We start from the raw sequence: 25,338 nt of genomic DNA, 5'->3' as shown, positions 1-25,338 counted from the left end.
AGTAAAGAAGTTAGTATAATTGCTCAGAGAGACTAAACGTTGAGCCATGACGTTTAGCCTCTCTCTTTTTTGTCTAAACAAGAAGAAGGAATTCGTTTCTTATTTCAACTATGTTAATAAAGTTTAGTCATAAGCAGAACATTTTACTTAATATACCCCGGGTGGTATATTGAGGGTAATTAAATTATTGAAGGGAATTGATGATATGTTATTAAGATATTTCTATGATGAAAATTTAGCTCACGCTTCATATGTAGTAGGATGCCAAGCAACGGGAGAGGCAATTGTTGTAGATCCGATGCGCAATATTAAGGCTTACGAAGAACTTGCAGCAAAAGAAAACTTGAATATTGTTGGAGCTCTTGAAACACATATTCACGCTGACTTTGTATCAGGTTCACGTGAACTTGAAAATCGTTTTGGCGCAAAACTATATCTATCTGATGAAGGTGATGCAGATTGGAAATATCAAAATATCGATCAGTTAAATCATCAATTAGTAAAAGATGGCGATCAGTTTAAAATCGGGAACTTGATATTTGAAGTATTGCATACGCCAGGTCATACCCCAGAAAGTATATCGTTTCTATTGACTGACCGCGGTGGTTCGGCAGATAAACCGATGGGTATTTTTACGGGAGACTTTGTATTTGTAGGTGATGTGGGTCGACCAGATTTACTTGAAAAAGCAGCAGGTGTCGAAGGAACTTCTAAAGCAGGTGCTAAAGATATGTTCGAGTCACTTGAACGCTTTAAAAAGCTACCAGATTATCTTCAAGTATGGCCAGCTCATGGAGCGGGAAGTGCATGTGGTAAATCACTTGGTGCAGTACCATCTACGACTGTAGGATATGAGAAAATGTTTAACTGGGCACTGCAATACGATGAACTTGAAGCATTCCAAAAAGAATTATTAGATGGTCAACCAGAGCCGCCGTCTTACTTCGCTGTGATGAAATCAGTGAATAAAACAGGTGTAAAACTAGTGAAAGATTTACCAAAACCACAAGTGATCCAATCTGCAGATGAGTTGAAGAAACTAATTGCAGATGGAGAGCAAGTTATTGATACACGTGCTTCTGCTTCATTTGCTAATGGGTATATCCCTGGCACAATTAACATTCCATTCAATAAATCATTTGCTAACTGGGCTGGATGGATTGTCGATTACAAAAAACCACTATACTTGCTACTCGATCCAGAATCTTTAGACAAAGTAGTAGAAGTGTTACGTTCTGTCGGCATTGACGGGGAAATTGGCTACGGAGATGCTGCGAAGCTAATTGAAGAAGCAGGAGAATTAGATTCGTATAAGAGTGTGTCTCCTGAAGAAGCGAAGAAAATGATTAAAGATGGCAAAGCCAATGTGCTTGATGTTCGAAATCAATCTGAATATGATGAAGGTCACATCGACCAAGCCAATCATATTATGATCGGTACACTAAAAAAACGATTAAATGAAGTGCCAACAGATAAAACAATCATTGTTCAATGTCAGTCTGGAGCGCGTTCAGCGATTGCAACTAGTCTTCTAAAAGCAAACGGATTTGACGATTTGGTCAACCTTTCTGGTGGTTATGCGAAATGGAAAGAAGTATTGTCGGTTTAATCGAGACTTTAAATTAACTAATTTAAGAAATACAATAAGTTTTGCTTATGGTATAAAAGGAGAAATAATATGATTGCAAGCGTTATGCTGATTGGGCTGCCAGTTTTTATGGCAGTCTACAGCGCCTATAAGAGATATATCCCGATCGCTAGCGTAAAGCAGGCAAAACTTAATGAGATTGACAGTAACTCATATGCGCTTCTCGATGTTCGAGCTTATAATGTCTCTTATAAAGAACTCGTTTCCGATGCTTTCAATCTGCCTATCTCATATTTCACTAGGGGTTACAAAGAAATACCAAAAAAACCGATTCATTTGATTGCAGAAAATCAAGTTGAAAAAAATATAGCAACACGACTATTACATCAAAAAGGATTCCAAGTTGCGAGCTATAGTTTAATAGGAAAAAACAAGATGCAAACGGCATGTTGTTAAGATGAAACCTGTGTAAATGTACCTTCATTTACACAGGTTTTTTGTATGTTAAAATAATATCTAAGCTCTAGAATTTCATTAATTCTGACAACGATTTAAAAGTTGTAAAAAAGGTCTACTTTCCTATAGAATAGTTTTACGTCTAGAAATGGAAGAGGGAAATGAATGGAAAAACCTGGATTAACTGTAAAAGTATTATCTGGACTTGTTCTTGGAGCAATTGTTGGATTATTGATAAACCTACTAGTACCAGAGTGGTTTGCTGAATTAAATACATATTTATTTGTGCCACTTGGCCAAATATTTTTAAGTTTGATAAATATGCTTGTTGTGCCACTTGTGTTATTTTCAATAATTCTTGGAACTGCGGGTCTTGGTGATCCTGCAAAATTAGGACGAATTGGTATCAAAACTGTCAGTTATTTTTTGCTAACAACTACTATTGCTATAGTAATTGGTCTATCATTAGCAGCTGTTATTCAACCTGGCCTTGCAGGTGATTTTGATTTATCAAACGCAGAATTTGAAGCAGAAACTGCACCCTCTGTAGGCGATACATTGTTAAATATGATTCCGAAAAATCCGATTGAAGCATTAAGTGCGGGCAATATGCTCCAAATTATTTTCTTTGCTGTCTTTATTGGATTGGCATTAACGGCGTTGGGTGAAAAAACAAAAGGGCTTGTGCATTTATTTGAACAAGCTAATGATGTCATGATGTATTTAGTAGGCGTTGTTATGAAGTTTGCTCCATACGGTACGTTTGGTTTAATTGCTACGGCTGTAGGATCACAAGGGTTATCGGCAATGAAAGCCATGGGCTCATACATGCTTGTCATTGTGGCAGCTCTTTTGATTCATGCGGTAATCACGTATGGTGGAACAATCAAGTTTTTAGCGAAAAAAAGTCCCGTATGGTTTTTCAAAAACTTTGCACCCGCTATGAGTGTCGGCTTTAGTACTTCGAGTAGTACAGCCACTTTGCCAATTTCGATGGAAGTGGCGCAAGAAAAATTAGGTGTACCAAAGTCGGTTAGTTCTTTTGTTCAACCACTTGGAGCCACTATTAACATGGATGGAACAGCAATTATGCAAGGTGTTGCAACCATGTTTATCGCTCAAGCATACGGCATTGAACTATCAACAATGGACCTTATAACGGTTGTTCTGACAGCTGTTCTAGCAAGTATTGGCACAGCAGGCGTTCCAGGTGTTGGACTGATTATGCTTGCTATGGTATTGAGCAGTGTTGGTCTTCCGCCAGCTGGAATTGGTCTTGTAATTGGAATTGATCGTTTGTTAGATATGACTCGAACAGCGATCAATATATCAGGGGATGCTGCATGCGCCGTATTTGTAGCAGAGACTGAAAAAAATAGAGAAGTACGTATAAAAAACATGAACGCATAATTTTCAAAGTCCTCGCAGTGTTTGCGAGGACTTTTTCTTTTTAACAACGAAAACTTCTATTAAATGGAAAATCTTCACATTGACAACAATTCATGTGCATTATATAGTGTGTGTAACCGGTTACACACCGACAAAGAAATGGAGTCGTTTTGTATGACTACTATTAAAGATGTAGCAAAAAAAGCAGGAGTTTCAGTAGCTACAGTTTCTAGATTCTTAAATAACAGCGGATACGTTAGTGCAGAAGCTGCTAAAGCAGTAACAACTGCGGTAGAAGAACTAAAATACGAGTTAAATCCGATTGCACGTTCGTTGAACACGAAAAAATCCAATTTAATTGGATTAATTTTACCAGACATCACCAATCCATTTTTCCCAGAACTTGCGCGAGCAGTTGAAGATGTTGCTTTAACCTACGGATACACAGTGGTGTTATGTAACTCAGATGAAAATCCAGAAAAAGAAAAAAATTATATCGAAACCTTAAAGAAAAAATACATTGCTGGTTTTATCGTTACATCTAACCAATTAGATGCGCCACATTACGCCAATGCCAACGTGCCAATTGTGGCACTTGACCGAGCGATTAATGAAAAAATACCAACCGTTTCTTCTAATAATAAAGAAGGGGCCATCATGGGAACCAATGCATTGCTAGAAAGAGGATGTCAAAACATTCTTTTTCTGAGAGGTCCAGCAGAGTTGAATCCAGCAAACGATCGGTACGAAGGATTTATGGACGCGATTCAACAGTCAAACGTCAAATATCAGGTTGTAACGTGTCCATTTCATTTTGCCGAATCTCAAAAAATTGTAGAGCAAGTATTAAAAGAAAATCCGGAAATCGATGGAATTTTTGCTAGTAGTGATGTGTCGGCAGCTGGTGCATTAAAAGCAGCTAGTTTAGTTGGAACTCATGTACCAAACGAATTACAGATTATTGGATTTGACGGCGTGGCTATGGGGGAGATGTTATCACCCGGATTGACCACTATTGCACAGGATGTTTATAAAATGGGTGCCATTGCGACACGTGTTTTGATCAAGCGCATTGAAAATAAACCGATTGAACAGAATTTTTATGAAGTTCCCGTGAAATTAATTGTTCGTGGAACAACAAGGAGCGTAGTGGAATGATTACAGTAGTAGGCAGTATCAACATGGATTTAGTTGTTAAGACGGATAACTTCCCAAAACAAGGTGAAACCACTTTAGGAAACCTGTATACGACAGTATCAGGCGGTAAAGGAGCGAACCAAGCTGTTGCAGCTGCAAGATTAGGTAGCGCAGTTCAAATGATTGGAGCAGTTGGACAAGATGCTTTTGGAACCGAGCTTTTAGCAGGTTTGAAAGATGAAGGTGTTTTAATTGAACAAGTCAAACGAACAGATGGCACAAGTGGAATTGCTAACATTCTTTTATCAGAAGGCGATAATCGCATTATTGTAGTCCCGGGAGCAAATCATAGCGTGACAACTGAAGAAATAGACGCATTAGCTGATCAACTAGCAGCAAGTAAACTAGTCGTGCTGCAATTGGAAATGCCGATACCGGTCGTTCAACGAACTTTGGAAATTTGTCATCAACATGGGGTGCCCAGCATTTTAAATCCGGCACCTGCAAGTGGATTCACGCCGGAGATGCTGCCTTTTTGCACATATTTAACACCTAATGAGACAGAAGCAGAAGAAATCTTCGGTAAGAATTGGGAACAAGCTTTAGTAGAGTATCCCAATCGACTTGTCGTAACGCTTGGTCAAAAAGGTGCACAATTTCATGACGGAGAAAAGCATGTGTTAGTTGAAGGTTTTCCAACCAAAGCGGTTGATACAACTGGAGCTGGAGATACATTTAACGGAGCACTAGCCACAGCATTAGTAGAAGGGCAAGATTTTGAATCGGCTGTGCGTTTTGCGAATGCGGCAGCTTCACTATCCGTTGAAAAGTTTGGCGCGCAAGGTGGTATGCCAAAGCGTACGGCTGTTTTAGAACGAATGGCAGGTGAGCGTATATGAAGAAACATGGCATGATCAATCGTGACATTGCAGCAGCCTTAGCACAATTTGGTCATACGGATTTACTTGTCATTGCAGATTGTGGTTTGCCAATTCCACAAGGTGTCTCTTGCGTTGATTTATCTTATCAAGTAGGAGATCCTGCTTTTTTAACAATACTAGATGCAGTGTTAGCGGACTTTGAAGCAGAGGCGGCGTTTATTGCCCAGGAAATAACAAATCATAACCCCCATATAGAACAAGAAGTTATGAACAAAATAACAGCTGAGTATATTACCCATGAAGAACTAAAAGACTGGAGCAAACAAGCGAAATTAATCATCCGCACAGGCGAAGCAACACCATACGCTAACATTGTTCTTCGTTCTGGCGTTATTTTTTAAAAAGGCAGGTGAGTAGAATGATAAAAATGACGGATATCTCCAAATCGTTCAGTGGCAATAAAGTCTTGAATAATGTCCACTTCACTTTGGAAAAAGGCGAAATTCATGCCCTAATGGGTGAAAATGGTGCAGGCAAGTCAACGTTGATGAAAGTCATGTCCGGAATTTATACACGGGATTCAGGAACCATCGAAGTAAAAGGAGAAAAAGTTCATTTCACTTCTCCAAAACAAGCGGAAAAAGCAGGCATCGCCGTCATCCATCAGGAATTGAATATCTTGCCGCATCTTTCCATTTCGGACAATTTATTTCTTGGTCGGGAAGAAACATTTGGTCGCACAGGTATTTTGAAAAACAAACAAATGGAAAAAAAGACCCGTCAAATTCTATTAGATCTTGGACTAGATATCAATCCAACAGATCCTGCTAGTTCCTTGTCAGTCGGAAAACAACAGATTGTCGAAATTGCGAAAGCATTATCTGTGGAGGCAGAAGTCATTATCATGGATGAACCCACTGCGGCACTAACAGATCGCGAAATTGATAGCTTATTTAAAACCATTCGTGAACTTCAAAAGCGTGGTGTTTCGTTTATTTATATCTCTCACAGGATGGAAGAGATTTTCTCGTTATGTGACCGAATTACGATTTTACGTGATGGTGAGTTTGTAGGGGAACGGAAGATTAGTGAAACTTCTTTTGATGAAGTGGTTCAAATGATGGTTGGTCGTGAACTTGGTGAGCGCTATCCTGAACGCAATTCTGCAATAGGCGATATTAAACTTTCTGTTAAAGATTTGAATCGAAAAGGTTGTTTTGAGAACGTTTCATTCGAGCTTCGAAAAGGAGAAGTGTTGTCGATTGCCGGTTTAATGGGAGCAGGACGCACAGAAGTCGCACAATCACTTTTTGGTTACAAAAAGCTCGATGGAGGCACCATTGAATTTGATGGCAAGAAAGTCAAAATCGATACACCGAAAAAAGCGAAAGAAATGGGCATCGGTTATGTAACAGAAGATCGCAAGTCAGAAGGACTCGTTGTCGACTTTTCAGTAGAAGAAAACGTCAGCATGACGAATTATGCAGCCATTTCAAAAAATGGTCTAATTTCTAAAGATAAAGAGCGAAAGCTTTATGAGTCGATGGTTCAACGTCTTGGAATTCGAACATCGGGACCTGATCAAGCTGCAAAATCGTTAAGTGGTGGGAATCAGCAGAAAGTAGTTATTGCAAAATGGCTCGGTATTAAACCGGAATTGCTTATTTTGGATGAGCCAACACGTGGCGTCGATGTGGGAGCAAAAAAAGAAATTTATTCGATTATTAATGAATTAGCCGAAAGAGGAGTCGCCATCTTAATGATTTCTTCGGAATTGCCAGAAGTTCTGGGTATGGCGGATCGCGTATTAGTTATGCACGAAGGGAAAATAACTGCAGATATACCAAAACATGAGATGACACAAGAACGAATTATGCATTTTGCTACAGGAGGTGGAAAACTTGCAGATAAAGACTAGTAATCAATCCGTACTTCAAAAAATAGCACCATTTATCGGCTTATTTCTTATAATGTCGATTATTACGATTTTAAATCCAGATTTTTTATCTGTTTCTAACTTAATGAACGTACTTCGGCAAGTGTCCATTAACGCATTGATTGCTTTCGGAATGACTTTTGTTATTTTGACAGGCGGCATCGATTTATCAGTAGGTTCAACTTTAGCGTTAACAGGTGCTGTGACGGCAGGGTTAATGGCTAGTGGTGTAGATCCAATTTTTGCTATGCTACTTGGATTATTACTCGGAGCTGTTCTCGGAGCGATTAACGGAATCATTATCGCGAAAGGAAAAGTGGCGCCGTTTATTGCAACATTAGCAACAATGACCATTTATCGTGGACTAACGCTTGTTTATACAGATGGTCGACCAATTTCGGGATTGGGTGATAGCTTAACTTTCCAAATGCTCGGTAAAGGTTATTTCCTTGGAGTTCCGATTCCAGTTGTCACAATGATTATTAGTTTTGCGATTTTGTATTTCATTTTGAAAAAGACAACTTTTGGCCGTCGTGTTTATGCAGTAGGGGGCAATGAAGAAGCGTCGATTTTATCAGGAATTAACGCGGACCGTATTAAAATTTATGTTTACTCGTTGCTTGGGTTGTTAGCAGCAGTGGCTTCATTGATTTTGACATCGCGTTTAAATTCAGCACAACCAACTGCAGGCGAGATGTTTGAACTTGATGCAATCGCTGCTGTCGTACTTGGTGGTACAAGCCTAACCGGCGGACGCGGTTGGATTGTTGGTACATTAATTGGTGCTTTAATTATCGGGGTACTGAATAATGGATTAAATTTAATTGGGGTTACCTCCTTCTTCCAACAAGTGGTGAAGGGTGCAGTCATATTATTAGCGGTTCTTCTGGACCGTAAAAAAACAGCATAAGGGGTGTAGGGAAATGAAAAAAATGCAATTGGTGTTCATGTTAATGGTTATGATGATTTTGGCAGCTTGTTCAATGGATGCTCCAGGATCAAGTTCTGAAGAAGAAAAAGGTGAAGACGAAAAAGCTAGCGGGGATTACACAATCGGTTTTTCTATCTCAACTTTAAACAACCCATTCTTCGTTACATTGAATGAAGGTGCTGAAACTAAAGCACAAGAATTAGGAGCTACTTTGACAGTAGTAGATGCACAAGACAACGCTTCAAAACAAGCAAGTGATGTAGAAGACTTAATCCAGCAAGGCGTAGATTTAATTATGATCAACCCAGTAGATTCTGAAGCAGTTGCGGCTGCAGTAGAATCTGCAAACGCAGCAAACATTCCTGTTATTACGGTTGACCGTAGTGCGGCAGGTGGCGAAGTCGTTTCTCACATCGCATCAGATAATGTTGCAGGTGGCGAAATGGCGGCAGAGCATATGATTTCAATCGTAGGTGAAGGCGCTAAAGTGGCAGAACTTGAAGGCGTTCCAGGATCTTCAGCTGCACGTGAACGTGGTGAAGGCTTTAATAATGTAGCTGATGGAACTTTGGATGTGGTTGCAAAACAAACAGCAAACTTCAACCGTGCAGAAGGATTATCGGTTATGGAAAACCTTCTTCAAGCAAACCCTGACATTACGGGAGTATTTGCTCACAACGATGAAATGGCTTTAGGAGCTCTTGAAGCGATTGAAGCTTCAGGAAAAGATATTGCTGTAGTAGGATTTGATGCAACAGACGATGCAGTGAAAGCTGTAGAAGATGGCCGTCTTGACGGTACAGTTGCACAAAAGCCTGGAATGATCGGTGAAATGGCTGTAGAAGCAGCTGTTCAATCATTAGCTGGCGAAGAAGTTGAAGCATCAATTCCAGTTGAGTTGGAATTGATTAAATAATAGCTTTAAACAACCTAAACCGTAGATTCACTCGAATTGCTTGAGTGAATCTATGGTTTTTTTAGAAGGAAGATAAAATTGAAAAGATATTCTTTATATTTCGAATGAGCACTTGGTTAACAGTTATCTGTTATACTATGGTCAAAACTTGGAGTAGGGGGCCTGTATGATGAAGGATGTCTGGGTGATAAAGTATGGTGATCACACAATTCGTATTGTTAATACATGGACCAATAAAAAGTTATATGTGGACGGCGTTTTACAAGACGAACAAGTAGGTTTGAATTTGACTTCCCGGTTGTTTGGAAAAGTAAAAAACAAAGATAATGAATACGAAGAAATTAAAGTGTCGATTGGTTCCTGCTTTTGTGGAGTAGAGTGTCGTATCTTTGTTGGAGAAGAATTAATTTATACAACAAAGCAGCAAATGGGATAGAGACATAAAGTACAATTGAAAAAGTAATTAAGCAAAGCAGTAGAAACTTTCGTTTCTACTGCTTTTTAAGTTGTTGAAAAATTCCTGAATTAGCGTAATTTTCGAAGATTATTGTACGACTCAGAGGCGCGGGCAACGAGTCCCCTTTTAATTCTAAAAATAAAAGTTTTGATCATTTTAAGCACGCCTATTTATCATAGACACTAGCGATAGCGCGTCCACGGGGTAGACGAAGTAAGAAGACAGGTGGTTTTGCTGGCTTCTTACGGGAGTCATCCCCAAAGCGACCAGCGCGGTTTTATAGCTTTAGACTGATCAAACAGGTTTTGAAAACAGTCTAAGCAGTAGAATTTTTATGTTTCTACTGCTTTTTCTATGGAAAAGAATAGGTGGATTGTCTTATTAGTAGAATCAAAGGATAAATCAAGCTAGCTCTAAATAGATAATATACCTGATATGGGAATGGATGACTATGTGTAAAGATCTATTTATAGAATTAACTGATAATTCTTGCGGATACTGTGATACATTATTTAACATATTATGGGACAGGAGATGTGATTATGACGGAGAAAAACATGGTGAAAGGCTTTATGGCTTTACTTGTAGCGACAGTACTAATAATTTATCTCACAGGCCACGAAAATAAAGTAGATGCAGACGAGGAATATGCTGCGTTAGTAAGTGAAATCAATGAAATTTTGCATGATGAACGACTAGATGGTGCGCTAGCAGGAGTTAGTATTAGAAAAGCAGATACAGGTGAACAAATTTACGATCATTTCGGAGACACTCGATTAATTCCTGCTTCGAACATGAAGTTGTTTACTGCTGCCGCTGCTTTTGAAATGCTAGGAGAAGACTATCGCTTTACGACAGAAATACATACGGACGGTGTTATAAAAGGTAAAATGCTTCAAGGTAATCTTTATTTGAAAGGAAAAGGAGATCCAACCTTACTACAAGAGGATTTCGAAAAACTTGCACACGAACTCAAAAAACAAGGAATCCAAAAGATTAAAGGAGATTTGATTGGGGATGATACTTGGTATGATAAGGTACGTTTGTCCGAAGATATTACGTGGCAAGACGAAGTGTATTATTATGGAGCTCAAGTATCTGCATTAACTGCATCACCAAATAGCGATTATGATGCAGGGTCTCTAATCATCGAAGTTAATCCAGGAGGTACGGTTGGTGAAGAACCGAAAGTATCATTAACACCTGAGACCGATTATGTATCGATTGTTAATAAAGCAAAAACAGTTACAGCCGATCAGGAAAAGACGGTTTCGATTAGCCGTGAGCATGGAACTAATCAGATTGTTATAGAAGGCAATATGCCGATAGATGGCACGCGGAAAAGAGAATGGATTGCTGTTGATGAACCTTCAGGTTATGCACTCGACTTGTTCGAAAATGCTTTATTAGCAGAAGGGATTGAGTGGGCTGGGAAGTATTCGATGAAAATGGGAGAAACTCCTGCAAACAGTACGTTATTGTTAGAGCAGCAATCAATGACGCTCTCAGAATTATCAATTCCCTTTATGAAGCTCAGTAATAACGGGCATGGCGAAGTGCTAGTTAAAGAAATGGGTCGTATTGTAGAAGGTGAAGGAAGTTGGGAAGCAGGACTGGACGTGATGGAAAATGTAGCCGGAACATTTGGCGTTAATACCGACACCATTTTACTTCGCGACGGCTCAGGTATGTCTCACGTTAACCTAATTCCAACAAACGAAATCTCGCAATTATTGTTCGGAATTCGCTCAAAAGAATGGTTTAATAGCTATGTCAATGCGCTCCCTGTTGCTGGAAATGCGGAACGGTTAGTTGGAGGTACTCTACGTAATCGCATGAAAGAAACAGCGGCGCAACAAAATGTTAAAGCAAAAACAGGTAGTTTGACTGCCGTATCTGCTTTGTCAGGGTACGCAACAACTAAAGACGAAGAATCATTAATTTTTTCCATTATAATCAATAATGATTTAGCCTCTGTTACAGCAATCGAGGATGCCATTGCACTAGCAATCGCAGAATATAGTGAAGAATAGCAAAGAAAACGGAGAGCTCCTATGCTTTCCGTTTTTTTTAGAAGTTCATATTTGAGCAAATACTTGTATTTGCTAGTATTCTACCTCAAAAGTCTGTATGTTTATTATATTCAGTTTTTTATTATTGGAGGTATACATAGATGAAACCGATTATTGGTGTTACGGCGTCGCTTGAATTAGGGCGCGACTACTACGGGATTGAACTTGCGGATACAGAAGCTATATTCGCTGCTGGAGGTTTGCCGGTCATGCTTCCACATCTAGTTGAAGAAGCAGATTTAGATGAAATTGCTGAACATATTGATGGGTTATTTTTAGCAGGGGGCTATGATATCGATCCAACTTTATTTGACGAAGAGCCACATCCAAATCTCGGAGTCATTATTCCATCACGTGATGCATTTGAATTAGCTTTAGCTAAAAAAGTAATGGCTATGAACAAACCTATTTTAGGAGTTTGTCGAGGAGCACAGATTTTGAATATCGCTGTAGGTGGCGATATGTACCAAGATATTACGATGCAAGTAAAAGACGACTTATTGCAACATCAACAAAAAGCACCAAAATTCCACGGCTCTCATTTTATAGATATAACAGAAGGGTCGCTGCTAAACCGATTAACTGGGAAAATGCGTATTAAAGTGAATAGCCGTCACCATCAAGCCAATCGGCTAGTTCCGGCTCCTTTTGTGGTGAGTGGTAAAGCAAGCGATGGAATGGTTGAAGCCATTGAGAGTACTCAACACCATTTTATATTGGGAGTGCAATGGCATCCTGAAAATATGGCAAGAGCAGGAGATTCAGCATCGCTTCAAATTTTTTCAGGTTTCGTAGAGGCATGTAAAGAAGAGGGAGATGAATAGATGAAGATTTTCGATACACATTGCGATGCATTGTTGAAACTACAGATGGCAAAGCGCAATGCATTATTCAATGGAGAATTATTAGATTTTCAACACGCAAAAGAACTGGATACTAATTTTGAACGATTGCAAGCTGGGGGCGTAAAAGTACAATTTTTTGCTGTTTTTATTCATCCAGATTTTCCTTCTGATGAAAAATGGCAACATGCTCTTGAGCAAATAGACTTGTTCTATAGTGAAATACTTGGGAAGAATCCATTGATGAAGCATATTAAAAGTTGGAAAGACATTGATTCATTAAAGGCTGATGAGGTTGGCGCCGTGTTGACGCTAGAAGGTGCAGATGCGTTTGGCAACGACTTAGTGAAGTTGCGTCAGCTTTATCGCTTAGGGGTGCTATCTATTGGTTTGACATGGAATAACGCGAACCTTTGCGCAGATGGTGTTGGAGATCCAAGAGGTGCGGGATTAACCGTTCTCGGAAAAAAAGTAGTTAGACTTAATAATGAACACCATGTCTTCACAGACGTTTCTCATTTGTCGTTAAATGGATTTTGGGATGTCATGGAGTTAGCAAAATACCCAATTGCTAGTCATTCCAACGCACGTGCGCTTTGCGACCATCCACGAAACCTCAATGATGAGCAAATAAAAGCGATGTTCGACAAAAATGGCATGATTGATGTCGTGTTTTGTCCACAATTTATTAATAAAGACAGTGAACAAGCAACCATATCAGATTTAATCCGTCATGTGGATCATTTTTGTTCACTTGGAGGCATCAAAAACATTGGCATCGGATCAGATTTTGATGGGATTTCTGCATATATTACAGACCTCAATCATGCAGCAGAATTTCCAAATCTGATCAATGAATTACAAAAGCATTATTCAGAAGCTGAAGTAGAAGGCTTTGCTTACCGCAATTTTTTGGAACACCGACCTGGAATATAAACGCAAATTAGTTGCAAATTCAAAAGCCCGTTCATCAATTTGATGAACGGGCTTTTGCTTAATACTTATTCATAGATGATTTTGCATCTTTCTGTATAACATCACTATTTGCAAGCATATCAGGCGACGCGGTTTTTTTCGCCGTTCTGCGTCTGTCCAAAATTGCATTTATTTCTGCGCCAATGACCAAAATCAAGCCAGTTAAGAAGAACCACAACATTAATACAATGAGTCCCCCTAAACTTCCATAAGTAGCAGAATAACTACCGAAGTTAGAGACGTAAATCGAGAAACCAAATGAAACAACTTGCCATAAAACGGTTGCGATTACTGCTCCAACGATTACTTCTTTAAATGGGAAGTTTTTGTTAGGTGCAAATTTATACATCAAAGCTAAAACCAAACTCATAACTGCGACAGAAATAGCCCAACGGAGAACTTGGAAAATAATCTCAGTTTGCTCAGGGAGACTTAATGTCGACTTGATGATTTCGATAATTGTGCCCCCGAAGATTGGTAGTACAAGTGCAATAATGACTGCAACAAGCATGCCGAGTGTTAAACCAATTGCTGTTGCTTTAAGTTTGATGAAAGAACGTGTTTCTTCAATTCCATAAGCTTGGTTGGTAGCATTGATAAATGCTGTTAATGCATTAGATGCAGACCACAGCGTACCGAGAATACCAAATGTCAACAAGCCGCCTGATGGCGTTGTGACGACACTAACAATAGTGTCTTGAAATGTATTAGCCACTTCTCCTGGTAAAACGGTGCCGATAAATTCAATAGCACGGTCTGGATCGATTTGAAGATAAGGCAAAATTGCTAGCAGCAAAATTAATAATGGCACAATAGCTAATAAATAATAATAAGCTTGTGCTGCAGCAAGGGTCGTTGCGTTATCTTTTTTAAATTCATTGCCAAGTTCTTTGACAAATCCCATTGCTTTAATCATCTGATTACCTCCATGATAATTACTTTGTATATAAGTATATGCCCTATTCAGCAGCAGGTTAATCCTGAAACAAAGACAAATAGATAGAAATATAAAAAGAATGTCCGCTGCACGGACATTCTTTTTAAGGTGTTTTTGGTAAGATGTCACAAGCAACTTTTAAGATGTGATGATTTTCCATTTCGACAATCGACCATTGGCAGCCTTCTTTTACAAAAAGATCGCCTGTTTCAGCTTCAATTAGCTGATGCTGAATCCAGCCGGCAATCGTATCGATATCTTCGCTGTCTTCAAAGTTGAAACCGAAACGCTCTTCCAGATCTTTTAACAGGACACGACCATTCAGAAGATAGCGCGAATCGCTTTCCTTAATAATTTCTTCATCTTCTTCTGCGTCAAACTCATCACGAATTTCTCCAACAATTTCCTCTAATATGTCTTCCATCGTAATCAAACCAGAAGTACCACCATATTCATCAATTACAAGTGCAATATGCGTACGATCTTTTTGCATTCTCACAAGTGCGCTTTGAAGAGGTGTCGTTTCATGGAAGTAAGGTAAATCATGGACAAGTTCCAGCATATCAAATTGTCCATCGATCGCATAATGCGTTAAAATTTCTTTTGCATTGATAAATCCAATAAGGTCGTCTTTGTCTCCATCTCTTGCGATGGGGTAACGCGTAAAGCGATGATCACGGATTTGCGAGAGAAGTTCTTCGTTCGTTAAATCATCTGCAAAGGCAATCATTTGTGTTCGTGGGATCATCACGTCTTTTGCACTGCGTTCATCAAAGGCAAAAATATTCTGCATGTACGACAATTCGGTTTGATTGATTTCACCGCTTTGGAAACTTTGGGCCATAATGATTTTTAGTTCTTCTTCAGAATGGGCTTGGTCTTCTTTAGCAGGCTCAACTCCGAAAATTCGTAATAGAATACGAGCAGAGCCATTCAATATGAAAATAAAGGGATACATAATTTTGCCGAACCAATACAAAAAAGGTGACAGCAAAAGTGTCATCCGTTCAGTAAATTGAAGGGCTAATGATTTTGGTGCCATTTCCCCTATGACAACGTGTAGGAATGTTACTAACGAGAAAGCTAAAACAAATGAGATGATGGTCGATGCGGAAGAAGGAACATCGAGCATTTCAAACAAAGGATAAAAAAGACGTTCAACTGTTGGTTTTCCCAACCAGCCTAGTCCAAGTGCAGTAATCGTGATACCAAGCTGACACGCCGATAGATAATAATCTAAGTCATTGGTAATTTTTTTAACCAGTACAGCCTTTTTATTTCCTTCATCGATTAATTGATCGATGCGCGACATCCGGACTTTAACGACAGCAAATTCAGATCCGACGAAAACAGCCGTTAACGCGATTAATAAGACGAGCAATGCTAAATTCAGTATAAGTATGGGGTCCAATAAATTCCCTTGTTAAGGGATTCACCTCCGAAAGTAGTTGTTGATGTTAAATTTACCATAATTTTACCACGAATATAGAACAAAGCTCAATGCTCAGCAATGATCTTACGTGTAAGTTCTTTGACATCGATGGCAGTATCTTCATTAATGACATCATCAAGCATTACCTTTTTAAAATATTCAACACTTGCAGGTAACGGAAGACCGAGCAATTTCGTTAAAGCAATTCGGTACATGACGACAAATTCCTTATCTGTATTGCCTCGTTTCAACTCAGCAAAAGCTTCGTAAAATTGATCTAGCTTATCTGCTAATTCTAGCAAACGTCCTTCTACAGTATCGTCTTTTCCTTCTTTCATACGTTCAAAAAAAACATCGTGAAATTCTTCTGGAATTTCTCTGAGGATAAACTTTTCCATCATGCCTTCTTCTACTTTTGCGATCATTTCTTTTAGTTCAGGAGAAGCATATTTGACGGGTGTTTTAATATCTCCGATAAACACTTCTGCAAAATCGTGATTTATCGTTTTTTCATATAAAGATTTCCAATCGATTTCTCGTCCAGCACGTTCTTCAATAGTTGCAAAAAACATTGCGTACTGGCTTACTTTCCATGAATGGGCTGCAACATTATGTTCTTCAAATTTGAACATTCCAGGTGCACGGATAATTCGTTCTAAATCGTTTAATGAAGTAAAAAAACGGTGAATTCCCATAATGACGCCTCCTTTTAAATTCCTTGTGGAGTATTTGCTGTTAATATAGAACTCATTGCTTAGTAAAATTCTACATACACCGTCAATATCCCTATCTTCAGCATACACGAATTTTAGTATAATAAAAAATGAACTCGAATTATGTACGTCAAAGGAGAAAAAGCATGACAGGAAAAACACATATTATTGGCGGTATAGCAGCAAGTCTTGCTTTTGCACAAGTTACGAATTACGATCCACTCCTATTAGTAGGAGCTGGGGTAGTAGGAGCGGTAATTCCAGACATTTGTCATAGTGGCAGTAAAATAGGTAGAACGTTGCCGGCATTATCAAAAATAATCAATCGTCTTTTTGGACATCGAACATTTACACATAGTCTGTTGTTTCTAGCGCTGGCTGCTTTTTTGTTGGAAAGCTTTATGACTATTGAGGCGATATCAGCTGGATTGTTAGTTGGGATGATCAGTCATATCGTATTGGATATGGCGACCAAAAGAGGAGTTAAATTATTCTTTCCTTTCAAGTGGACAGTTCGCTTTCCAGTAACAGCCACTACGGGAGGCACTTCCGAATATTTAGTGTTCGCACTGCTTTCACTTCTAACCGTCTACTTTGGTTACGGTGTCTTTCTTCCGCTATAAGTGTTTTATTTTCATTTTTCAGGGGAATGAAAAATAAACACAATAAGGAGGAAAAGTTTATGGCTAAAAATGATTTTTCAGAACATGCAAATCAAGAGAGCAGCCAAGGTCAGCGACAAGACGAAAAATTTAAAAGCAGCGATGAACAGGAAAAAAATCGTGGAGAAAAGATGAGAGAAAAAGGAGCTCATAGCAATAAAGGGATTGGTGATGAAAATAATCCAATTGGTGAGTCTAAAGAAGAGTAAGTGACGCATAAAGAAAGTAAGAGTAAAGGGCAGAGATATGGGTCTCCGTCCTTTTCTAGTGGGATTTTTTAGTAGAAATAGACAAAAATTAGTTTTATCTTGTTAGTAAGAGTCGAAACCTATACAATTATGGAGATAAATATTGAAAAATTAGTTTTTTAGATAATGGAGGGATAAGATGATTTCGACAACATGGAATTGGATGTGGGAAAAACATGATCAGGTAAAAGATGCATTCCGATTTTTTACCAATCCTAGTTCTGGCATACCTGATGATCGAGACCGGGCCGAAGATGCCGGATCTTATGATGAGCGCAAAAAAAATAGGAGTTACAATACACCGCAGTTAATCGGTCTGTTTCTCGGTCCACTCCTTTTTATCTTAACTTTACTATTCTTTAATCCTGATGGACTGCCACCTGAAGCAAAAGCGATACTGGCCAGTACAATTTGGATTGCGACTTGGTGGATTACAGAGGCCATTCCGATTCCTGCAACATCACTCCTGCCAATTATTCTTTTTCCAATGACTAAAGGGCTCGATGTAAGCGCTACAACTTCAGCGTATGGCAGTGATACAATCTTTTTATTTATGGGTGGTTTTATGATTGCCCTGACAATGGAGAAATGGGATTTGCATAAGCGAATTGCCTTAACGATCATTTCTGTAATTGGAACGAATACGGAGCGCATTATTCTCGGTTTCATGGTGGCAACAGGATTCCTGTCAATGTGGATTTCCAATACGGCTACGGCGATGATGATGGTGCCAATTGGCTTAGCCATTATTTATCAAGTATCGGAAGCTCTAAAGTATAATACTTCGATCGATACTTCAAAAGAGAATTTCAGCTTTGGTAAAGCTTTAATGTTAGGAATTGCCTATTCTGCATCTCTTGGAGGAATTGCCACATTAATCGGAACACCTCCGAATACGTTGCTTGCAGGTGCAGTGAATGAAATTTACGGTATTGAAATCTCTTTTGCACAGTGGATGTTGTTTGGTGTACCATTAGCGTGGATTTTTATATTCGTTGCTTGGATTTATCTAGTGAAAGTTGCTTATCCGCAAAAGTTGAAGCATTTACCAGGGGGAAGCGAAGTAATACGTCAGCAAAAAGCGGACTTAGGTGGAGCTTCTTATGAAGAAAAAGCAGTCTTTGTCGTTTTCATAGCGGTGGCACTTGCTTGGATCAGCCGCTCATTTATCTTGGATGCATTTGCACCCAACATAGAAATGACAGATGCAACAGTAGGCTTGATTGCTGCGATGGTGTTATTCATTATTCCTTCAAAAAATAAAAAAGGCGATCACTTACTAGACTGGGCAACCGCTGTTAAGTTACCTTGGGGTATTTTACTGTTATTTGGTGGTGGACTGGCTATCGCTGCTGGATTTACAAGCTCCGGGTTGTCTGAATGGATCGGTAATCAGTTGATTGGGTTACAAGGCGTTAATGTTCTCATCATTGTTTTGGTAGTAGCTGCGCTCGTGTTGTTCTTGACCGAAATTACTTCAAACACAGCTACGGCTTCGATGATGTTTCCAATCATGGCATCACTTGCAGTCGCTCTTAGCATTCACCCTTATGCACTGATGGTAACAGCAGCTGTTGCAGCATCTTGTGCATTTATGTTGCCAGTCGCAACACCACCAAATGCGGTCGTATTTGGCTCTGGATACTTAAAGATTTCAGATATGGCCAAAGCGGGTTTTGCGCTTAATATCTTTGGGATTTTCTTTGTCGCACTGGCGGTCTTCTACTTCCTACCGCTTGTTTGGGGAATAGATCTGATGTCGATTCCACCGGATTTTCTTAAATAAGAGTTGATTGACAGCAAAAAGCAGGCTCACCTCCGGGGAGAGCCTGCTTTTTTTCGGTATAAAGTAATGGCCATTATATAAAGAAGCGGCAAAATAGCGCTAAATAGCACTAGGCCAGTCCAACCACCGGAGGTCCATAAAGGACTTAACAAAGAACTACCTGCTGCAACACCTATATAATACGATACCAAATAAAGGCTCGAAGCACTGCCTTTATGGTGAGTTGCTTGCTGGCTGACAGAAGCAGCAGTTAAGGCGTGAGCAGTGAAAAAGCCGAGGCAAGTGACACAAAGGCCAACAACAATCATCCAAAGATACGGACTAAGTGTCATGAAAATTCCAGCAGATAAAATAAATACACCTGCCAGGCGGACATTGCGTAAGCCGAATTTTTCAGCAACACGACCAGCCATTGGCGATCCAATGACACCGATACCATAAGCGAAAAACAAATACGATATCGCCTGCAACGACATAGAAAACGGAGAGGCTTCTAGATAAAAAGGCAAATACGTCCAAATACCTGTAAAAGAAGTTTGCAAAACTGTACCAAGACCAAAAACCACGAGTAGAGCAGGGTTTTTTAAGTGAAACAAGAAGCCGGCTATATCTTTTGCAAAGCTTACTTGGCTAGATTTGAAATTCTGTGATGGTGGTAGTAAATAAAGGACAATAACAAATATGAAGAGTCCCGTCACCGCAAAAGCATAAAAAGAAATTTGCCACGAGAAATGGTCAGTTAGAAAGCCTGTTAAAAAACGTCCCAACATCCCACCGAGCGCGTTACTAGAAATATAAAGAGCAGTCGCATAAGCAATGTTTTTTCGATCGATTTCCTCACTGATGTACGCGAGAGCAGCAGCAGGAACACCTGCTAGTGCAAAGCCTTGAATAAAACGAAGAAGTAATAATATAGAAAATGAATCGGTCAAAGGAATGATGAAAAAAGGAATGGCTGAACCGAGTAAAGAATAAACAATATACGATTTTCTGCCGTTGCGATCAGAAAAAAATCCGAGAACAATTAGTCCGATTATTAAGCCGACAATGGTTAGTGATAAAGACAAGCTAGCTGTGGAAACTGAAACTTGAAATTCTTCTACAAAGACTGGCAGCAAAGGCTGTACAGCATACATATTAGCGAAAATAAATAAAGAAGCGAAAAGGAGACTGAGGATGATTTTCCAGAACTGACGGTCTTTAACCGTATATCGCGGGGAATCCATAAAATCACATCCGATCGACAATCAACTATGAGTGAAGTTGTCTATATTAATTATCATCTTACCATTGGCAATCTAATTTTTCGAAAAAGAGCAATAAAAAACCCGCATGCAGTAAGCAGCGGGATTTTCTTATAGCTTATTAAAAAAAGAAAGAATTTGTTTTTTAGTTGGTTCTTGTAAACGGTAACGCAATTCTTTGTTTTGCGTGTTAACAATGTGATAAGCAGGATTTTCAGCAACAGTGAATTTCCAATGAGGTTTTGTGTTTTTCTTTTTAATTTGTAATTCAGGAAGCATCATTTTTTTAGTGAAGCTTTCAAGTTTTGCCATTAAAAAGGTATCCATGTACCGTACAATCAAAAAGCCTTGTTGACGTTCTGGATCGAACTTTGCCAAATTAAATTCACTGACGTCAAATCCTTTTTCATATCGCTGAACAGATGGAGATAACACAAAACAATCTTCATTCGTAAAAATCGTTGAGTTACCTTGTTGTTTCAGCCCTAATTCTTCAACCAGAAAATCCTTGTTGACGAGACTCATTTCGCGTGCAGTAGCCATGTGATTCCTCCTAATATAAATCGTAGTTCTTCTATTATAACACTATTTCGCCATTTAAGGGACCTTAACGAATTTTCCATCGATTTAGAGTCTAGAGAATACAAAAGCTTAAAGCTGTAAATATAACTAAATAAAGACAAAAAATGGACAATGGCAAATTATTGAACTGAAATTTGAGAGATAGCCTAAAAATTTTTGGTGAAATAGGACATTTATTTTACAACGATAAAATCAAAAGAAATAACAAAGAAGAAGAATGAATTTTCTGTTATATTTATAGTAATAATGAATGATGGAAGGGGTGACCGAGGTGTGTGGAAGATACTCATTGTTTACTGATTATACGGTGTTGATCGAGCGTTTTAATATTGAAGAAGCAACATTGAGCAAAGATGAATATTCCGTTAGTTATAATATTGCACCTTCTCAACAAGTGATTGCGATCGTAAATGATGGTGACAAAAACCGATTAGGTCAATTGCGGTGGGGATTAATACCGCCTTGGGCAAAAGATGAGAAAATTGGTTATAAAATGATTAATGCTCGCTCAGAAACAGTAGCGGAAAAACCTAGTTTTCGTAATGCCTTCAAAAAGAAACGTTGTATCGTGGTAGCTGACTCTTTTTATGAATGGCAGCAAAAAGATGGCGAAAAGGTTCCGATGCGTATCAAATTAAGAACTGGAGAGCCTTTTGCTTTTGCAGCCCTTTGGGAATCGTGGAAAGCGCCAGATGGTCAAATAGTGAAGAGTTGTTCGATTTTGACAACCGCTCCAAACAAATTAATGGAGTCAATTCATGATCGAATGCCGGTAATTTTATCAAAAGCAGATGAAAAGACTTGGCTAGACCCACGAGTAGAAGATATCGAAACTTTGAAAGCTTTACTAAAACCTTATCAAGCAAAAGAAATGGAGGCATTTCGTGTTTCTCAAGAAGTGAATTCTCCCAAAAATAATAAGCCGGAGTTGATTGAAAAAGTCGGTTAATGTTAAGGGAATGTAGCTAGCTGAAGGAGGGCTGATTATGAAAAGTGGAATTGTGCTTGAGGGCGGTGGCATGCGAGGCGTTTATACGGGTGGTGTACTCGAAAAGCTTTTGGAAGAAAGTGTTTTTGTGGACTACGTGATTGGTGTTTCAGCCGGAGCCTGCCATGCATCTTCCTATATTTCAAGACAAAATGGCCGGAACCGAGAAGTCACAATTGGCTATGTTAATCACCCAGAATACCTTTCGGTTAAAAACTTACTGACAAAGCGTGAACTTTTTGGCATGGATCTAATTTTTAATAAAATTCCAAACAGCTTAGTGCCCTTTGACTATCATCGCTTTGACAACTCCACAGAAGAGTTTGTTGTAGGGGTAACAGATTGTTTAACAGGGAAAGCAGTTTATTTTGAAAAACAAAAACGTCCGGAAGATGTACTAACGATTGTAAGAGCTTCAAGTTCCTTGCCGTTAATGTCGCAACCAGTAGAGTTTGGTGGAAAACTTTTAATGGACGGAAGTATTGCAGATCCACTGCCTATCCGGAAAGCGTTATCCGATGGAGTGACTAAGCCCATTATTATTTTAACAAGAGAAAAAGGCTATCGGAAAAAAAAGAGTCGATTTGCTGGAATCATGCCAGCGTTTGTTCGGCAATATCCAGCGATCGCAAAGACCATGGAAAATCGGCATTTAAATTATAACGAATCAATAGAGCTTATCGAACAAATGGAACGAGATGGTTTAGCAGTGGTAATTCGACCAAAAGATTTATACAAAATTAAAGGATTAGAGCGAAATCCTGTGAAATTAGAAACGCTCTACAATCAAGGTTATCACGATGCCACAGAAAAATTTGATGATATCCTTAATTTTCTTCAAAACTAATTAATGGAAAAAGTCTTATCGTAAGGAGTGGTGAAGGATGATTAGCAAACTAAACCACCAAGATGAACAGATTGCGAAAAAAATTTATCAAATTCAACAAGCTGCTTATCGCATAGAAGCTGAATTGATGGGCTTTAATGATATTCCACAACTTCACGAGACTGTTCAAGAATTACAAAAAAGTAAAGAACTTTTTATCGGATACAGTCAAGAACAACTGCAAGGAGTTATTTCTTATCAGGTAGAAGAAGAAACAGTCGATATTCATCGATTAGTAGTCGACCCAATATATTTTCGGCAAGGTATTGGGAAAAAACTGGTGAGTTATTTGCTGAAAAAATATCGAGGATACAAATTTACAGTTAGTACCGGAACCGCTAATAAACCAGCAATTGGACTTTATAAAATGTTTGGCTTTCAAGAGTCAAACTTGATCCAAGTAGCCCCAAATATTTATTGCACTCAATTTTACTTAAATAATTAAAAAGAATACGATCAAAAGATATGGTTCTGCAGCATCTATAAGCTGCAGAACCATATTGTGTAGATAGAAATAAAAATGTCAATGCTCTATAATCAGAAGTATTCGACTTTTGAAACTATTAAGTGGAAATTGATTAAAGTTAAATACTTGAAGATATAGAGAATTGTTTTGTACGGAATGGTACATAAAAGAAAGGGAGAGGTATTATGGATTATTTACATAACCCGTTTGCATCACAAAGACAAACCGTATTTTCAAAAAAAGGAATGGTGGCCACATCACAACCATTAGCTGCACAAGCTGGCATTGAAGTCATGCAAAATGGTGGGAACGCCATTGATGCGGCGATTGCCACTGCTGCCGCTTTAACGGTTGTAGAGCCAACTTCAAACGGAATCGGTGGAGATGCTTTTGCTTTAGTTTGGGTAAAAGACAAACTCCACGGCTTAAATAGTTCAGGTCCTGCACCCAAAAGCATTTCTCCGGAAGCGGTCAAAGCACTTGGTTTTGAAAAAATGCCGACATTCGGCTTAGTGCCTGTGACAGTTCCTGGAGTGCCAGCTGCATGGGCTGAATTATCGAAGAGATTTGGTAAATTATCACTTGCAGAAGCCTTAAAGCCTGCGATTCGATATGCGGAAGAAGGCTATCCGTTAACACCAATTCTTGGGAAGTATTGGCAAGCAGCTTATGCCAAATACAAAGAATCTTTCACGAGCGAAGAATACCAAGGCTGGTTCGAGACATTTGCACCAAACGGTCGCGCACCAGAAATTGGCGAAATGTGGTCGTCTCCAGGTCATGCTAAAACATTGACTGACATTGGACAAACCGATGCTCGTTCTTTTTATGAAGGCGCCATTGCAGATAAAATCGATAGTTTTATGAAAAAACACCAAGGGTTTTTATCGAAAGAAGATTTAGAAGCGTTCAAGCCGCAATGGGTTGAACCCGTTTCAACAGATTATCGCGGGTATAAAGTGTGGGAAATTCCACCGAATGGACAAGGCATGGTTGCTTTAATGGCTTTGAACATCTTCAAAAAACTCGAACAACCTAAATGGCAATCTGCGGAAACGTACCATGAGCAAATCGAGGTGATGAAACTTGCGTTTACGGACGGCAAAGCATTTATTACAGAACCAGAAAATATGCCTGTCAGCACAGAGCATTTACTATCTGAAGAATACGCAACCGCACGTGCGAAGACCATTGGTGAAAAGGCATCTGATCCTGAACCGTATGAATTGCCTAAAGGTGGAACCGTTTATTTATCTGCGGCCGATGAAGAAGGCAATATGATTTCTTATATTCAAAGCAATTATATGGGATTTGGTTCAGGAATTGTTATTCCAGGAACGGGAATTAGCTTGCAAAACCGTGGAGCGGATTTTTCGTTAGATCCAGAACATCCTAATGTATTGGCTGGCGGTAAACGAACTTTCCATACAATTATTCCAGGATTCCTGACAAAAGACGACAAAGCTGTAGGGCCATTTGGTGTTATGGGTGGTTATATGCAGCCACAAGGTCATTTCCAAGTAGTTACCAATACGATCGATTACTTAATGAATCCACAAGCAGCGCTCGATGCTCCGAGATGGCAATGGATTGAAGGAAAGACTATTTTAGTTGAACCAGATTTCCCGAATTATTTGGCACAGGCGTTATCCCGAAAAGGTCATCAAATTCAAGTAGCGACAGATGGCGGAAGTTTTGGGAGAGGTCAAATTATTTGGCGCAATCCTAAAACAGGTGTATTAGCCGGCGGCACTGAATCACGTACAGATGGTTCGGTGGCTGTTTGGTAGGCCTCAAGAAATTGGGAGAAGAGC

The 25,338-nt window shown here is 39.1% G+C and carries 25 protein-coding genes; 20 read left to right on the top strand and 5 right to left on the bottom strand.

Annotated elements, in window-relative coordinates; all coding sequences use genetic code 11:
* Window positions 1-205 precede the first annotated feature (205 nt).
* The 13 genes from PLANO_RS13030 to PLANO_RS12970 all read left to right on the top strand — a co-directional run bounded on the left by PLANO_RS13030 (window position 206) and on the right by PLANO_RS12970 (window position 13,541).
* Window positions 206-1,609, top strand: a complete 1,404-nt coding sequence (locus PLANO_RS13030; RefSeq protein WP_038704876.1) for an MBL fold metallo-hydrolase — start codon at window positions 206-208, stop codon at window positions 1,607-1,609.
* 69 nt (window positions 1,610-1,678) lie between these two features.
* Window positions 1,679-2,044, top strand: a complete 366-nt coding sequence (locus PLANO_RS13025) for a rhodanese-like domain-containing protein (protein WP_038704875.1) — start codon at window positions 1,679-1,681, stop codon at window positions 2,042-2,044.
* 165 nt (window positions 2,045-2,209) lie between these two features.
* On the top strand, window positions 2,210-3,454 hold the full coding sequence (locus PLANO_RS13020) for a dicarboxylate/amino acid:cation symporter (RefSeq protein WP_038704874.1): 1,245 nt from the start codon (window positions 2,210-2,212) through the stop codon (window positions 3,452-3,454).
* A 153-nt stretch (window positions 3,455-3,607) separates the two neighbouring features.
* Window positions 3,608-4,591 carry a LacI family DNA-binding transcriptional regulator gene (locus tag PLANO_RS13015; protein ID WP_038704873.1) on the top strand — a complete coding sequence of 328 codons (984 nt, stop codon included), beginning with the start codon at window positions 3,608-3,610 and terminating at the stop codon, window positions 4,589-4,591.
* A complete protein-coding gene (gene rbsK, locus PLANO_RS13010) occupies window positions 4,588-5,469 on the top strand; it encodes a ribokinase (protein WP_038704872.1) in 882 nt (293 codons plus the stop codon). The genes PLANO_RS13015 and rbsK overlap by 4 nt, the downstream gene beginning before the upstream one ends.
* Window positions 5,466-5,852 carry a D-ribose pyranase gene (gene rbsD / locus PLANO_RS13005; RefSeq protein ID WP_038704871.1) on the top strand — a complete coding sequence of 129 codons (387 nt, stop codon included), beginning with the start codon at window positions 5,466-5,468 and terminating at the stop codon, window positions 5,850-5,852. Before rbsK ends, rbsD begins: the two co-directional genes overlap by 4 nt.
* A 17-nt stretch (window positions 5,853-5,869) precedes the next feature.
* On the top strand, window positions 5,870-7,369 hold the full coding sequence (locus PLANO_RS13000; RefSeq protein ID WP_038704870.1) for a sugar ABC transporter ATP-binding protein: 1,500 nt from the start codon (window positions 5,870-5,872) through the stop codon (window positions 7,367-7,369).
* Entirely contained in the window at window positions 7,353-8,297 is a 945-nt protein-coding gene (locus PLANO_RS12995) for an ABC transporter permease subunit (RefSeq protein ID WP_038704869.1), read from the top strand. Before PLANO_RS13000 ends, PLANO_RS12995 begins: the two co-directional genes overlap by 17 nt.
* A gap of 13 nt (window positions 8,298-8,310) precedes the next feature.
* Window positions 8,311-9,234, top strand: coding sequence for a ribose ABC transporter substrate-binding protein RbsB (gene rbsB, locus PLANO_RS12990; protein ID WP_038704868.1), 924 nt, complete (start codon window positions 8,311-8,313; stop codon window positions 9,232-9,234).
* Window positions 9,235-9,403: 169 nt separating this feature from the next.
* On the top strand, window positions 9,404-9,670 hold the full coding sequence (locus PLANO_RS12985; protein WP_038704867.1) for a hypothetical protein: 267 nt from the start codon (window positions 9,404-9,406) through the stop codon (window positions 9,668-9,670).
* 563 nt (window positions 9,671-10,233) lie between these two features.
* Window positions 10,234-11,724: a D-alanyl-D-alanine carboxypeptidase/D-alanyl-D-alanine endopeptidase gene (gene dacB / locus PLANO_RS12980; protein ID WP_038704866.1), complete on the top strand. Its 1,491-nt coding sequence runs from the start codon at window positions 10,234-10,236 to the stop codon at window positions 11,722-11,724.
* 140 nt (window positions 11,725-11,864) lie between these two features.
* Window positions 11,865-12,587, top strand: coding sequence for a gamma-glutamyl-gamma-aminobutyrate hydrolase family protein (locus PLANO_RS12975; RefSeq protein ID WP_038704865.1), 723 nt, complete (start codon window positions 11,865-11,867; stop codon window positions 12,585-12,587).
* Window positions 12,588-13,541, top strand: coding sequence for a dipeptidase (locus tag PLANO_RS12970; protein ID WP_038704864.1), 954 nt, complete (start codon window positions 12,588-12,590; stop codon window positions 13,539-13,541).
* A gap of 58 nt (window positions 13,542-13,599) precedes the next feature.
* Here PLANO_RS12970 and PLANO_RS12965 read toward each other — a convergent pair whose 3' ends face one another.
* The 3 genes from PLANO_RS12965 to PLANO_RS12955 all read right to left on the bottom strand — a co-directional run bounded on the left by PLANO_RS12965 (window position 13,600) and on the right by PLANO_RS12955 (window position 16,644).
* Complete coding sequence (locus tag PLANO_RS12965) at window positions 13,600-14,496, bottom strand: YihY/virulence factor BrkB family protein (protein WP_038704863.1); 897 nt, start codon at window positions 14,494-14,496, stop codon at window positions 13,600-13,602.
* A gap of 124 nt (window positions 14,497-14,620) precedes the next feature.
* Window positions 14,621-15,928 (bottom strand): hemolysin family protein, encoded by a 1,308-nt coding sequence (locus PLANO_RS12960; RefSeq protein ID WP_038704862.1) that lies wholly within the window; start codon window positions 15,926-15,928, stop codon window positions 14,621-14,623.
* A gap of 86 nt (window positions 15,929-16,014) precedes the next feature.
* Entirely contained in the window at window positions 16,015-16,644 is a 630-nt protein-coding gene (locus PLANO_RS12955; RefSeq protein WP_038704861.1) for an HD domain-containing protein, read from the bottom strand.
* 164 nt (window positions 16,645-16,808) lie between these two features.
* On the opposite strand from PLANO_RS12955, the gene PLANO_RS12950 reads away from it, so the two are divergent.
* From PLANO_RS12950 to PLANO_RS12940, 3 genes are all read left to right on the top strand, one after another.
* The gene (locus PLANO_RS12950) at window positions 16,809-17,285 is read left to right on the top strand and encodes a metal-dependent hydrolase (RefSeq protein WP_038704860.1); all 477 of its coding nucleotides are present in this window, start codon (window positions 16,809-16,811) and stop codon (window positions 17,283-17,285) included.
* Between the two features lie 59 nt (window positions 17,286-17,344).
* Complete coding sequence (locus PLANO_RS12945; RefSeq protein WP_038704859.1) at window positions 17,345-17,533, top strand: hypothetical protein; 189 nt, start codon at window positions 17,345-17,347, stop codon at window positions 17,531-17,533.
* A gap of 178 nt (window positions 17,534-17,711) precedes the next feature.
* Window positions 17,712-19,358 (top strand): SLC13 family permease, encoded by a 1,647-nt coding sequence (locus tag PLANO_RS12940; protein ID WP_038704858.1) that lies wholly within the window; start codon window positions 17,712-17,714, stop codon window positions 19,356-19,358.
* A gap of 26 nt (window positions 19,359-19,384) precedes the next feature.
* Here PLANO_RS12940 and PLANO_RS12935 read toward each other — a convergent pair whose 3' ends face one another.
* Complete coding sequence (locus tag PLANO_RS12935; protein ID WP_038704857.1) at window positions 19,385-20,584, bottom strand: MFS transporter; 1,200 nt, start codon at window positions 20,582-20,584, stop codon at window positions 19,385-19,387.
* Window positions 20,585-20,713: 129 nt separating this feature from the next.
* On the bottom strand, window positions 20,714-21,145 hold the full coding sequence (locus PLANO_RS12930; protein WP_008498457.1) for a hypothetical protein: 432 nt from the start codon (window positions 21,143-21,145) through the stop codon (window positions 20,714-20,716).
* A 310-nt stretch (window positions 21,146-21,455) separates the two neighbouring features.
* On the opposite strand from PLANO_RS12930, the gene PLANO_RS12925 reads away from it, so the two are divergent.
* From PLANO_RS12925 to PLANO_RS12910, 4 genes are all read left to right on the top strand, one after another.
* Complete coding sequence (locus tag PLANO_RS12925) at window positions 21,456-22,133, top strand: SOS response-associated peptidase (RefSeq protein ID WP_038704856.1); 678 nt, start codon at window positions 21,456-21,458, stop codon at window positions 22,131-22,133.
* A gap of 31 nt (window positions 22,134-22,164) precedes the next feature.
* Entirely contained in the window at window positions 22,165-23,019 is an 855-nt protein-coding gene (locus PLANO_RS12920) for a patatin-like phospholipase family protein (protein WP_038704855.1), read from the top strand.
* Window positions 23,020-23,056: 37 nt separating this feature from the next.
* On the top strand, window positions 23,057-23,503 hold the full coding sequence (locus tag PLANO_RS12915; RefSeq protein ID WP_038704854.1) for a GNAT family N-acetyltransferase: 447 nt from the start codon (window positions 23,057-23,059) through the stop codon (window positions 23,501-23,503).
* Window positions 23,504-23,709: 206 nt separating this feature from the next.
* Window positions 23,710-25,314: a gamma-glutamyltransferase family protein gene (locus PLANO_RS12910; protein WP_038704853.1), complete on the top strand. Its 1,605-nt coding sequence runs from the start codon at window positions 23,710-23,712 to the stop codon at window positions 25,312-25,314.
* The last annotated feature ends 24 nt before the right edge of the window (window positions 25,315-25,338 follow it).

Source organism: Planococcus sp. PAMC 21323 (assembly GCF_000785555.1).
Taxonomy (GTDB): domain Bacteria; phylum Bacillota; class Bacilli; order Bacillales_A; family Planococcaceae; genus Planococcus.
Note: the sequence above shows the minus strand (reverse complement) of the source record. Positions and strands in the feature narration are given on the sequence as shown.